The sequence below is a fragment of the Streptomyces sp. NBC_00212 genome (assembly GCF_045206365.1).
Taxonomy (GTDB): domain Bacteria; phylum Actinomycetota; class Actinomycetes; order Streptomycetales; family Streptomycetaceae; genus Streptomyces.
Genome location: NZ_CP108115.1, coordinates 1,153,104 through 1,165,287, shown reverse-complemented (window position 1 = coordinate 1,165,287; position 12,184 = coordinate 1,153,104). Strand labels below are relative to the sequence as shown.

Annotated in this window: 8 protein-coding genes and 3 pseudogenes; 4 read left to right on the top strand and 7 right to left on the bottom strand. The window is 70.6% G+C overall.

Annotated elements, in window-relative coordinates:
* Nucleotides 1-99: 99 nt before the first annotated feature.
* Nucleotides 100-1,446, top strand: coding sequence for a hypothetical protein (locus tag OHA17_RS05420; RefSeq protein ID WP_406504519.1), 1,347 nt, complete (start codon nucleotides 100-102; stop codon nucleotides 1,444-1,446).
* 127 nt (nucleotides 1,447-1,573) lie between these two features.
* On the opposite strand, the gene OHA17_RS05415 is transcribed toward OHA17_RS05420, so the two are convergent.
* The 4 genes from OHA17_RS05415 to OHA17_RS05400 form a co-directional block, all read right to left on the bottom strand.
* Nucleotides 1,574-1,648, bottom strand: coding sequence for a 50S ribosomal protein bL37 (locus OHA17_RS05415; protein ID WP_373300991.1), 75 nt, complete (start codon nucleotides 1,646-1,648; stop codon nucleotides 1,574-1,576).
* A gap of 49 nt (nucleotides 1,649-1,697) precedes the next feature.
* Nucleotides 1,698-2,510, bottom strand: a complete 813-nt coding sequence (locus OHA17_RS05410; RefSeq protein WP_398872673.1) for an SDR family NAD(P)-dependent oxidoreductase — start codon at nucleotides 2,508-2,510, stop codon at nucleotides 1,698-1,700.
* A 428-nt stretch (nucleotides 2,511-2,938) separates the two neighbouring features.
* Nucleotides 2,939-4,840, bottom strand: a complete 1,902-nt coding sequence (locus OHA17_RS05405; RefSeq protein ID WP_406504517.1) for a chloride channel protein — start codon at nucleotides 4,838-4,840, stop codon at nucleotides 2,939-2,941.
* Nucleotides 4,841-5,035: 195 nt separating this feature from the next.
* Nucleotides 5,036-5,281 carry a hypothetical protein gene (locus tag OHA17_RS05400; protein ID WP_406504515.1) on the bottom strand — a complete coding sequence of 82 codons (246 nt, stop codon included), beginning with the start codon at nucleotides 5,279-5,281 and terminating at the stop codon, nucleotides 5,036-5,038.
* A gap of 159 nt (nucleotides 5,282-5,440) precedes the next feature.
* On the opposite strand from OHA17_RS05400, the gene OHA17_RS05395 reads away from it, so the two are divergent.
* A complete protein-coding gene (locus tag OHA17_RS05395; protein ID WP_406504513.1) occupies nucleotides 5,441-6,127 on the top strand; it encodes a MarR family winged helix-turn-helix transcriptional regulator in 687 nt (228 codons plus the stop codon).
* A 29-nt stretch (nucleotides 6,128-6,156) separates the two neighbouring features.
* Entirely contained in the window at nucleotides 6,157-7,008 is an 852-nt protein-coding gene (locus OHA17_RS05390) for an SDR family oxidoreductase (RefSeq protein WP_406504511.1), read from the top strand.
* Between the two features lie 7 nt (nucleotides 7,009-7,015).
* Here OHA17_RS05390 and OHA17_RS05385 read toward each other — a convergent pair.
* The 3 pseudogenes from OHA17_RS05385 to OHA17_RS05375 all read right to left on the bottom strand — a co-directional run.
* Nucleotides 7,016-7,375, bottom strand: a pseudogene (locus tag OHA17_RS05385) (respiratory nitrate reductase subunit gamma); the annotation flags it as partial.
* Nucleotides 7,373-7,637: pseudogene (gene narY / locus OHA17_RS05380) on the bottom strand (nitrate reductase subunit beta); the annotation flags it as partial. The pseudogenes narY and OHA17_RS05385, both read right to left, overlap by 3 nt.
* A gap of 3 nt (nucleotides 7,638-7,640) precedes the next feature.
* Nucleotides 7,641-11,374 (bottom strand): annotated as a pseudogene (locus tag OHA17_RS05375) (nitrate reductase subunit alpha).
* A gap of 190 nt (nucleotides 11,375-11,564) precedes the next feature.
* On the opposite strand from OHA17_RS05375, the gene OHA17_RS05370 reads away from it, so the two are divergent.
* Nucleotides 11,565-12,047, top strand: a complete 483-nt coding sequence (locus OHA17_RS05370) for a hypothetical protein (protein WP_406504509.1) — start codon at nucleotides 11,565-11,567, stop codon at nucleotides 12,045-12,047.
* Nucleotides 12,048-12,184 lie beyond the last annotated feature (137 nt).

Sequence of the window (12,184 nt, the reverse complement as noted above, 5' to 3'; positions counted from 1 at the left end):
CGGTCTCCCATCGCCGTCGCCCGGCCCGTCCGGCTCCTGCGGTACGCCGCCGAGCGCCACTGGCACGACACACCCGGCCGGCTCCGGCTCGCCCGCACCGTGTGCCTGCTGCTCGGCGCCGCGCTGCTCGCGCTCCTGGCAGTCACCGCCACCGGGCTCTCCACCACCTGGGACGCGATCCAGCATCGCGACGCGCCCCGCACGGTGGCCGCCACCCAGCTGAACCTGGCGCTCAACGACATGGACGCGCAAACCGCCAACATCCTTCTCTCCAGCGGGGATTCGGGCACCGGCAAGGGACGCCTCGACGAGTCGTACCTCAACGCCAACCGCATCTACAAAGAGGCGCAGGGCACCATCAGCAGCTCTCTGCGGACCCTCGGCGCCGCCTCCGAGGGCGACAAGGCCACCGAACGCACCGTCGTCGCGCTCACCGACGACTTCGCCCAGTACCAGGAGCTGGTCGGGCGCGCCCTGGAGAACGACGAGCACATCGGAGGCAAGGACCCGGCCCGCGCCGACTACCGCCGCGCCACCGACCTGCTCTCCGCCCACCTCCTGCCCCAGGCCCGCACCCTCGTCGACGCCAACAACGCCGTGTACGAGAGCGAGTACGAGTCGGCCCGCTCGGACCTGACCACCCAGCTCGTCGCCGAGGCGGTGCTCGGGATCCTGCTGCTCGCGGCCCTCGTCGTGCTGCAACTCCACCTGGCCCGCCGTTTCGGCCGCATCCTCAACCCCGCCGTGCTCGCCGCCACGCTGTGCGCGCTGGTGGCCGTGGCCTGCGGTGGACAGCTCCTGTCCACCTCGGCAGACCAGTTGAAGATCGCCCGCCACGACTCCTTCGACTCGGTGGTGGCCCTGTCCCGCTCCAAAGCCATCGGCTACGACGCCAACGCCGACGAGAGCCGGTTCCTCCTTGATGAGACGCGCCGGGACGCGTATGAGAAGTCCTTCCTGGACAAGTCGCAGCAGTTGTACGGGATCGCGGGCGCGAGCCTGTCCACCTACGACACGCGACTCACCGACACCTGGGCCGCCTACCAGCACGACCACACGGACGAGCAGTTCAGCGGCGAGTACCGGCGCGAGCTCGACAACATCACCTTCCCCGGCGAGCGCGAGGCCGCCGAGAAGACCGTCGAGGCGTACGCCGTCTACCAGAAGGACGACCGCACCTTCCGCCAGCTCATCGCCGAGGGCAGGCTCCAGGAGGCCACGGTGTTCTGCATCGGCTGGGCATCCGACACCTCCAACGTCCACTTCGGGCAGTGGATGAAGGCCCTCGACCAAGTGACCGCCATCAACGCCGCCCACCACGACCGGGCCATCGCCACCGGCCGCGATGCCATCGGCGTCCAGACCCCCATCGCCGCCGGCGCCTTGCTCCTGGCGGGACTGCTCCTCGTACTGGGACTGCGCCCACGCCTCGCGGAGTTCCGGTGAGATGCGGGCGATGATTCACTCAACCACCCTTGTGTTTACGGAAGATGACGGACCATCACGACGGTGAAGGGGCGGACTGCCCGCCGGAGCAGTCCGCCCCTTCGGGCGTGCGGTGGAACCAGTGCGGCTAGCAGGACGCCTTGCTGCCGTGGTTGGCCTTCTTCTTGCGACGGTCCCTCTTCTTGCGGGCGCGCTTCGACATGCGGTGGTGCTCCTTCAGGTGGAGGTGTTGAGGCAGGTGGTGGTGGCCTTCAGGCCGTGTGACCGACGAGCAGGGAGGCGAGCTTGTTGAGGCGCTGCACGGAGCGGTTCTCCGTCGCCGCGGGCGCCGGGTCGACGTGCTGATCACGGTCGTAGTAGGCGCCGTTGGTGATCTCGACGGCCGGGTCGCACAGGCGCGCCACGTATGCGGCGCCCTCGGCGGGGGTGGCGCCCTCGTGTGCGTACAGCGGGAGCAGGGCGGTGTCGCAGATGCCGGGGTGGACGGAGACGGCGGTCACGCGCGGGTCCGCGGCGAACACCGTCAGAGCCAGCTGCGACTGCGCGTAGGCGGCCAGGCGGGAGTAGCGGCGGGAGCGGTTGGGGTCGCTCCACTGGATGTTGCCGGTGCGGTGCAGGGACGACGACACGTTGACGACGCGGCCGCCCGGGTCGCTGGTGAGCGCCGGTTCCAGGAGGCACGTCAGCAGATAGTGGGCGAGGAAGTTGACCTGGAAGGCGATCTCGTTGCCGTCCGCCGTGATGGTGTGCCGCTCGGGGGCGGCCATGCCCGCGTTGTTCACGAGGACGTCCAGGTGCGGGTGCGTCTCGATGACCCGGCGGGCCATGGCCTCGACCTCGTCGAGGTGGGTGAAGTCGGCTGCGACGGCGCAGAGTTGGGCCGTCTCGATCTCGGCGCTGGTGGCGATGAGCGCGTCGACCGCGGCTTCGGTCTCTTCGGCGGTACGGCCGTGGACCAGGACGGTCGCACCGTGCTGAGCGAGCCGGCGGGCGGTCTCGAAACCGATCCCCGCGGTGGCTCCGGTCACGAGGACGGTGCGGCCGGAAAGCGATGTGGAAGGCATGTGAAATCCCGGGTGATGGCATGACGCGGCCGCCCCTGGGGCGGCCGGACGTGCGGGAACGAGAGCGCGCGTACGCCGTCGCGGCGTGGGACCGGCGACGGCATACGGCGTCAGGGAGGCGCGGCTCGGGGAGCCGGCGCGGGAACAGCGCGCAGTACCGGGCTACACCGGATTCGGTGGCCGGTCGTCGTGACGCAGACCGCTGTTCATGCAGTCCATCCAACTGGCCGCCGGGCGGCGGCTCAAGAGGACGGGCCCGTCCCTAACGAGGTTCTGATGCGGCTCGGTTCAACCGGGTGATCGTGCAGATGAGTACGTCGATGGATCGATGGATCGATGGATCGATGGATCGATGTCGGTGCCGATGGCAGGGCGCAGGCGCCGGGGCTCCGGCGCCTGCGCCCCCTGCGCGACGGCATCCCTTCCGGTCAGTTGGCGGAGACGGCCGCGGGCGCCTCGTCCTCGGAGGACCGGGGCCCGCCTCCCGTGCCCGACGCCACGACGAGGGACCGCTTGCGGCGGGGCCGCAGGGTCAGGTGGCGCTCCACGTGCCGCTCCTCGTGCAGGTCGACGCGGCGGGCGTGCAGGAGCTGACGCAGACTCAGCAGACCTTCGAGGCGCGGGAGGTCATCGCGGCTGACGATGAGGATGCGGGTGATGTCGTGCTCGGCCATGCGGTTGGCCAGGGTGCGCAGGGTCTCGTCGTCGTGGGCGGTCACGGCTGGGACGGCGAGGCGTGACAAGGGGGTGTCGTCGGCCGGGCCGTGGACCAGCTGGTGCCGGGTGACCACCCCGGTCAGGGTCTCGCCGTCGAGGACGGGATAGAGGCGCTGCGCCAGGAGACCGTCGGGGTCGCCCGCCTCGTACGCCGCGTGCAGCACCACGGCCGCCTCGCGCGCCGTCTGCTCCGCGCGCAGGGTGAGGCGGACGGGAGTCTCCAGCTGGCGTACGAGATGGACCTCCAGTGGGTCGACCGAGTACTCGCGGGTCAGGTGCATGCCGCGCCGGGCGAGCTTCTCGGTGAGCACCGAGCGCTTGAGGACGATGACCGACAGGAGGTACGCGGCCGAGGCGGTGATGACCATGGGGATGAGGGCGTTCATCTCATGGGTCAGTTCCAGGCAGAAGACGATGCCGGTGAGCGGCGAGCGCATGACACCGCCGAGGACTCCCGCGAGCGAGACCAGCGCCCAGAAGCCGGGGCTGACCTGCGGGAAGACGAGACCTTCGGCCGCGCCGAGCGCGCCGCCGATCATGAACATGGGGGCGAGGACGCCGCCCGAGGTGCCCGAGCCGAGCGACAGGCCCCAGATGAGGGTCTTGACGACGAGGATCCCGATGATCAGGGCCGTGGTGGCACGCCCGGTGAGCAGCTGGTCGATGACGTCGTAGCCGACGCCGAGGGCGCGGGGCTCAAAGAGGCCGCCGACGCCGATGATCGCGCCGCCGATCGCGGGCCACCACATCCAGTGGAAGGGCAGCTTCGCGAAGAGGTCCTCCGAGAAGTGGACGAGCCAGGTCGCGCCGAGGGCGAGCAGTCCGGCGGCCAGGCCCGCGACGACGCACAGCCCGTACGCGGACGTGGTGAGGTGTGCGGGGACGTGGGCGCCGCCGAACAGGGGCTCGGTGCCGAGCAGCGGACCGCGTACGAGGGTGGCGGTGGCGGCGGCCGCGGCGACCGGCAGGTACGAGCGCGGGCGCCACTCGAAGAGCAGCAGCTCGACGGCGAGCAGGATCGCGGCCAGCGGCGCGTTGAAGGTGGCCGCCATGCCGGCCGCGGAGCCCGCGACGAGCAGGGCCTTGCGTTCGTCGGTGGTGACGCGCAGGTGCTGGGATATGAGGGAGCCGACCGCGCCGCCGGTCATGATGATCGGCCCTTCGGCGCCGAAGGGCCCGCCGGTGCCGATGGATATCGCCGCGGACAGGGGCTTGAGCGCGGCGACGCGGGGCTGGACACGGCTGCCGCCGATGAGGATCGACTCGATGGCCTCCGGCATGCCGTGACCGCGGATCTTCTCCGAGCCGTACCGCGCCATCACGCCGATGACCAGGCCACCGACGATGGGCATGACCACCAGGAGCCAGCGGTGCGGGGTGCCGTGCGGTGCCGCCGTCGAGAAGGCGAACCTGCCGTAGAAGCAGAGGTTGGTGAACAGCGCGATCAGCTTGAGCAGTGCCACGGCGACCAGCGCGGCCGCGGCCCCGATCGGGATGGCGAGCGCGGTGATGGCGGCGACGCGCGGCGGCACATGGAAGTCCCCGAGGTGCGGGATCTTCACGCCGTGCTTCGGCGCGGGTGGATGAGGATGGGCGGCGTGGGAGAAGGGCACGGCAGGTCTCCGTATTCGGGCAGGAGCAGGCAGGGGTCGCTGGCCCGGGCACGGTGACGCGCACGCAGGCGTGGGGCAGCGGGGAGGGAACGGGCGGCGCTGCCCGTCAGGAGGGGAAGAGGAAGGGTGACGCACGGCAGGTACCCGGAAGCGCGGCGTGCTTCGTCGAACGCCGCGCCCCCGGGTACGGCTCGGTCAGTCGAGGACCGGGCGGGCCGAGGCGACGCGGCCGGGGCGCAGGATGCGGATCGTCGTTCTGTGGCAGATCCGGCAGGTGTTCTGGGTCAGCGGAGAGGGCTGTTTGGCGCCGCGGACGTAGTAGTCCGTGCGCGTGGTGCCGTTCGCGTCGATCGAGTGCTGAATCTCGTACGAGCCTTCCCAGGCGTGCCCGCAGTGCAGGCACACGAACGAATAGGCTTCGCGTATCGGCTCCACCGGCATCGTCAATCACTCCTTGCTGACCGGTCCCGTCGCGCCCGCGCAGGTCCGGCCGATCCGAACACAGGCTAACATTGCAGACTGCAATGATTACAAGGGCCGCCTGCCCGTCTTGGGACAGCCTTGAATAATTGGGGTGTATCGATCTCCATGGCGCACGACATGGCGCATGACTTGGCGCATGACTTGGCGCACGACGAAGCCGCGGCACGGAAGTCGCAGAATCCTTCCCGCCGTGCCGTTGGCGAGGCCGGGCTCGATGAGCGGGCCCCCGATCCGCAGGCTCCCGATCCGCAGCCCCGCGGCCGGTCGGCTCCCGACCAGGAAACCCTTGATCAGAACACTCTTGATCAAGAGGCCGAGGAAGTGGCCGTGGCCGTCATGGCGGCCTCGCGGCTCCTGGTCGCGATCTCCGCCCGCGCCCTGTCGTCGATCGACGACTCCATGACCCTCCCGCAACTGCGCGCCCTGGTGGTGCTCGAAAGCTGTGAGCCGCTGAAGCTGGCCGCCATGGCGGCGACGCTGGGCGTCAATCCGTCCACCGCCATGCGGATGGTCGACCGCCTGGAGGCCGTGGGCCTGGTGGACCGCAGGACCAATCCCGCCAGTCGGCGCGAGGTCGTTCTGAACCTGACCGACGCGGGCCGGGACCTGGTGGGCCGGGTGATGGCGCACCGGCAGGCCGAGGTCAGCGCACTCGTCGCCCGGCTGCCCGCCGATGAGCGGGCCGGCCTCGTCCCCGCCCTGCGCGCCCTGACCCGGGCCGCGGGCGAACTGGCCGTCGACCCGTTCGACGAAGTGCGCCGCATCGGCGGCCTCGTCGCGGACCCGCTCGCCCCCGGCAGGTAAGCGCGGCCGCCAGGGAAGGGGTGGGTGAGATGAAGGTGCTGGTGGCCGGCGCGACCGGCTACTTGGGCAGTCGGGTCGTACGCGAACTGGCGCTGCGCGGCCACCGGGTCAGGGCGCTCGCGCGCACCCCGGACAAGCTGGCGCCGGTCCGCGAGTGGGTGGACGAGGTACATGTCGCCGATGCCACCAACTCTCTTGCGCTGAGCGGTAGTTGTAACGGCATTGACGCCGTGGTGAGTTCCGTCGGGCTGGTCGGCAAGCGCGGTCGACTCACTTGCTGGGACGTGGACTACGGGGCGAACCACAAGCTGCTCGAAGAGGCCCGGCGGGCCGGGGTCGGCAAGTTCGTCTACGTCTCGGTGGTGCGCTCGCCCGGCCTCGAACACGTCCAACTCGTAAGAGCCAAGCGGGCGTTCGAGGCGGAGCTGAGGGCCTCCGGGCTCGCGTACACCGTCCTTCGCCCGAACGGGTTCTTCTCCGACATGGACGAGTACCTGACGATGGCGCGCAAGGGGCGCGCCGTCGTCTTCGGCAAGGGGGAGTTCCGCATCAACCCCGTCGACGGAGGTGACGTGGCGAGCGCGGTGGCCGATGCCGTCACCGGCGCCGCTCAGGAGATCGAACTGGGCGGCCCCGATGTGCTCACCCATGAGCGCATCGCGCGCGAGGCCTTCCGGGCCGTGGGGCGACCCGAACGCATCACGCACGTTCCGGTGTGGGTGCTCAAGGCGTCGCTGTTGGTGCTGCGTCGGGTCACCCCGCTGCGGGTCCACGGGGTGGTCGAGTTCCCGCTGACCGTCCTCACCCAGGACGTCATCGCCCCCACCACCGGCCACCACCGCCTCACGGACCACTTCCGTGAGTCGGTGGCGGACGCCTGAGCGCCGGTCAGCGCGACGCCGGCCTCTTCTCGGCGGGGCGTACTCCGGCCGCCGGATGGCGGTACGGGGTGGCGCGGGCCCGCGAGCGGTAGACGACGTACGGCCGGACCAGGTAGCCCACTGGCGCGGTGAAGGCGTGGATGAGGCGGCTGAACGGCCAGGCGGCGAACAGGGTCATCGCGAGCAGCGCGTGCAGCTGGTACACGAGCGGCGCGTCGGCCATGGCGTTCACATCGGGGTCCAGGGCGAACAGGCTGCGGAACCAGACGGACACGCCGAGGCGGTAGTCGTACGGGTTGGTGGCGCTGGTCGCGGTGGCGGTGAGTCCGGCGAGGAGCACCAGGACCAGCAGCGGATAGGCGGCCCGGCCGCCGCTGCGCGGCACGAGGCGGCCGCTCTTCAGCCGCCAGCCGCCCTTCCACTTCTCCTGGTCCTCGTGGCCACGGGGGGTAGCCCTGGCCGGGGCGGGTCTCGACGTTGTTGAACCAGGCGTACTCGGTGCCGCTGCGGTTGGTCCACGTCTGCTTGCAGGTGACCGAACAGGTGTGACAGCCGATGCACTTGTCGAGGTTCATGACCATGGCGACCTGCGCCATGACACGTCCGATGGTCGCTTCGCGACGGGGCATGGTTCAGTACTCCACGTTCTGCGCACGGCGGCGGATCACGGTGACGGCGTCGCGCTGGTTGCCGGTGGGCCCGTAGTAGTTGGGCGCGAAGGACAACTGGTCGTATCCGCCGATGAGATGGGTCGGCTTGATGAGGGCCTTGGTGAGCGCGTTGTGGACGCCGCCGCGCCGCCCGGTGGTCTCGGACTTGGGGACGTTCACCAGGCGCTCCTGCACGTGGTACATGAAGACGGTGCCGGCCGGCATGCGGTGCGAGACGATGGCGCGGGCGACGACCACGCCGTTCGCGTTGACCGCCTCGATCCAGTCGTTGTCCGCCACCTCGATGGCCTCGGCGTCCTCGACGCTCATCCAGATGACGGGCCTGCCGCGCGCCAGGGTCTGCATCAGCAGGTTCTCCTGGTACTCGGAGTGGATCGACCACTTCGAGTGCGGGGTGACATAGCGGACCGCCACCGAGCGGGCGCCCGCGTCGTCGGTACGGGCGTACTCGCCGAGCGCCGCCAGGTCCAACGGGGGCCGGTACAGCGGGAGTTGCTCGCCGAGCTCGGCCATCCAGTCGTGGTCGAGGTAGAAGTGCTGGCGGCCGGTGTGTTGATGGTGAACGGCGAGTACCGGCGGTCGGGGGCCTCCTTGCCCGACCACTCGAAGCTCGCCCCGACCTGGACAGGCCCCCGCTGGGTGTCGGAGAACACCACGCGCCGTTCGGCGACCGTCTCCGAGAGGGAGGCCAGATGGCTCTCGGGCCCGCAGTGCAGGGCGAGTTGCTCGAATCCCTCGGCGGCCAGGCGGCCGTTGGTGGTGCCGGACAGGGCGAGGATCGCCTCGCAGAGTTTGACGTCCGTGTCCAGGAGCGGCCTGCCGCTCGCCGGCCCGTCGGACGCCGTCCCGCACCGGCTGGCCAGCCAGCGCGCCTCGGGGCCGGGGTGGACGGTCACGCCCTTCACGGTCATGCCGTGCTGTTCGGCCAGTGGGCCGAGCGCCGCGAGCCGGTCGGCGACGGCGGTGTAGTCGCGCTCCACCAGGGTGAGGTCCGGCATGTTGAACCCGGGTACGGGGGACGGACCGCCCTGCCATTCGGGGGTGCTGCCGCCGGGCTGGGCGACTTCGCCCGGGGTGTCGTGGTGCAGGGCCGTCGCCACGAGGTCGTAGGCGGTGTCCAGGCGTCCCGTCGCGAGCTCGCTGAGCTTGGCCGCGAGCCCGTGGAAGATCTCGAAGTCGGTACGGGCCTGCCACGGCGGGTCGATCGCCGGTGAGAAGGCGTGCACATAGGGGTGCATGTCCGTGCTGGACAGATCGTGCTTCTCGTACCAGGTGGCGGCGGGCAGGACCAGGTCCGCCATCAGCGTCGTCGACGTCATCCGGAAGTCGAGGGCGAGCAGCAGGTCGAGCTTGCCGCGCGGCGCCTCCTCGTGCCAGACGACGTCGCGGGGCCGCTCGCCGGGACCGGCTTCGTCGGCGGACGCGTTGTCGCTCGTGCCGAGCAGATGGCGCAGGAAGAACTCGTTGCCCTTGGCCGAGGACCCGATGAGGTTCGCCCGCCACACGGTAAGGACCCGGGGCCAGTTGGCCGGAGCGTCCGGATCGGCGCACGCGAACTGGAGCCGTCCCGCGGCGAGTTCGGCCGCCGTCCACTCCCCGGGTTCGTGACCGCTGGCCCGGACTCGGGCCCCCAGATCGAGCGAGTTGGCCGCGAACGTGGGATACGACGGCATCCATCCCAGACGGGCGGACTGCGCCACCAGGTCGGCGGTGTGGCGCCCGGCGAACAGGCCCTGGCCGACCGGGGAGGCCAGCGCGTCGGCGCCGTACTTCTCGTAGCGCCACTGGCCGGTGTGCAGGTACCAGAACGGGGTGCCCGCCATCTGCCGCGACGGGCGGACCCAGTCCGCGGCGGACTGCAGCTGCTGCCAGCCCGCGTAGGGGCGGACCTTTTCCTGGCCGACGTAGTGCGCCCAGCCGCCGCCGTTGACCCCCTGACAGCCCGTCAGGAGGAGCAGCGACAGGAAGGAGCGGTAGATGGTGTCGGAGTGGAACCAGTGGTTGGTGCCGGCCCCCATCACGATCATGCAGCGGCCGCGGGTCTTCTCCGCGGTGTGCGCGAACTCCCGTGCCGCGCGCACCACCGCCCCCGCCGGTACCGAGGTGATGGTCTCCTGCCAGGCGGGGGTGCACGGCTGGGAGGCGTCCTCGTACCCCACGGGCCACTGACCCGTGAGCCCTTCGCGCCACACGCCGTACTGGGCGAGCAGCAGGTCGAAGACCGTGGTCACCCGGCGTCCGCCGAGCTCCCGCACCGGCACCGAGCGCCGCGTCGTGCCGGTCCGGTCGAAGCGGGGCAGCAGGATCTCGGTGCTCTGGAGGCCTGTCGTGCGATGGAGGCTCAGCTCGGGCACGACGTCGCCGAGGTCCAGGTTCCAGCGTCCTTCGCCCTGCTTGGACCAGCGGTCGCCGATGGTGCCGTTGGGCACGACCGGCCTGCCGGACACCTGGTCGAGGAGGACCGGCCGGAACCGGGCGGCCTCCGCGTCGGACTCGTCCCCGAGCCCGAGGTCGGCGGCGGTCACGAACTTCCCGGCGACGCGGGTGCCGTCCGCGCGTTCCGTCACCTCGACCAGGAACGGCAGATCGGTGAACTTCCTTACGTAGTCCAGGAAGTAGGGCACCTGGCGCTTGACGAAGAACTCGCTCAGGACGACGTGCCCCATCGCCATCGCGAGGGCCCCGTCGGTCCCCGGATGCGGGTGCAGCCACTCGTCCGCGAACTTCGTCGCGTCCGCGTAGTCCGGGGAGACCACCACCACCTTCTGTCCCCGGTAGCGGGCCTCGGCCATCCAGTGCGCGTCGGGCGTCCGCGTAACCGGCATGTTGGAGCCCCACAGCATCAGATACGCCGCGTCCCACCAGTCACCCGACTCCGGCACATCCGTCTGGTCGCCGAAGACCTGCGGGGAGGCGATCGGCAGGTCCGCGTACCAGTCGTAGAACGACAGCATCGGCGCGCCGATGAGCGAGTGGTAGCGGGCACCGACCGCGTGCGAAGCCATCGACATCGCGGGGATCGGCGAGAACCCGGCGACCCGGTCCGGACCGTACGTCTTGATGGTGTGCACCTGGGCGGCGGCCGCGATCTCCAGCGCCTCGTCCCAGCCGACCCGCACCAGACCGCCCTTGCCGCGCGCCGCCTGGTGGCGCCGGCGCCGCTCGGGGTCCCCGGTGACCTCGGCCCAGGCGGCCACCGGATCCTTCAGGCGCGCCTTGGCCTCCCGGTACATCTCCACCAGGACGCCCCGGGCCAGTGGATGGCGCACCCGGGTCGGCGAGTACGTGTACCAGGAGAAGGACGCCCCCCGGGGACAGCCGCGGGGCTCGTACTCCGGCGGGTCGGGGCCCACCGACGGATAGTCCGTCTCCTGGGTCTCCCAGGTGATCAGCCCGTCCTTGACGTACACCTTCCAGGAACACGACCCGGTGCAGTTCACCCCGTGCGTGGAGCGCACCACCTTGTCGTGTGCCCAACGCTCCCTGTAGGGCTCGTCGTTGACCTTCTGGTCCGCGCGGTAGACCGCGCGCAGGTCCGGTGTCGTCGTGGTCCGCCGCAGTATCCGCCCGGCCCGCAGAAGCTGTTCCGTGGCGTTCGCCGCCACCCGTTCCGCTTCCTCGCGCGCACCACGTCGTACCGACACCGTCGCTCCTTCCAGGGCTGCCCGGAGCACACCGGCCCTACGATCTGACATGGGTGACCGGCGTTCCGCTTTACTTTCAGACTGCATCCGCCATGCGGTGTGTGAGGGAGCAACTCTGGGGAGTTGATGCGAGCTATACGTTTTTTGTCTTGCTCTTTGCAATACTTGCAATGCGCATGTGTATGGATGGCTGACGGGGCGACGGGCGTGAACCGTGCAGGCAGGGGAGGGTGACGTACAGATGGAACAGGGAAGTGCCCGGGTGGTGGCCGACTTCGGCCGCGAACTCGCGGCGGCGTCGTTGCGCGCGGGTGGCGCACTGTGGCGGCTCGCCGAGAGCGGACGCGGCCTGGACGCGAACCTGCTGCGGCTGCCGCCGGGCCGCACCATCGACGAGCACACGGACCTCCAGCTGGACGTCCTGCTGATCGTCTTCGAAGGCGGCGGGCAACTCAGGACGGAGACCGGCGCCCAGGAGCTGCGCCCGCTCTGCGCGCTCTGGCTGCCCAAGGGCTCGCGCCGCTCCCTGGCCGCCGGGGTCGACGGGATGGGGTACCTCTCCGTCCATGTGCGAAGGCCCGGCCTCACCATCGCGGGCCCGTCCCGTGACGAGGGCGGAGAGGCGGCCTGCCTGCTCGGCCAGGTGTGCCCGGAGTGCGGCCGGCTGGCGACGGAGCGCGCGGCACGGTTCTGCTGGAGCTGCGGTACGGCACTGGAGGGGTGAGGTCGGGTCGGCGGGCCATGGCACAGCGGACGGACACCACGTGCGGGACTTGTGCTCCTGTTCACGCCAACGGGTGAATCAGGGAATGGATGTCCGGGCCGCTTCCACTCCGTGCGGTGTCCTGAGGGCACGACATG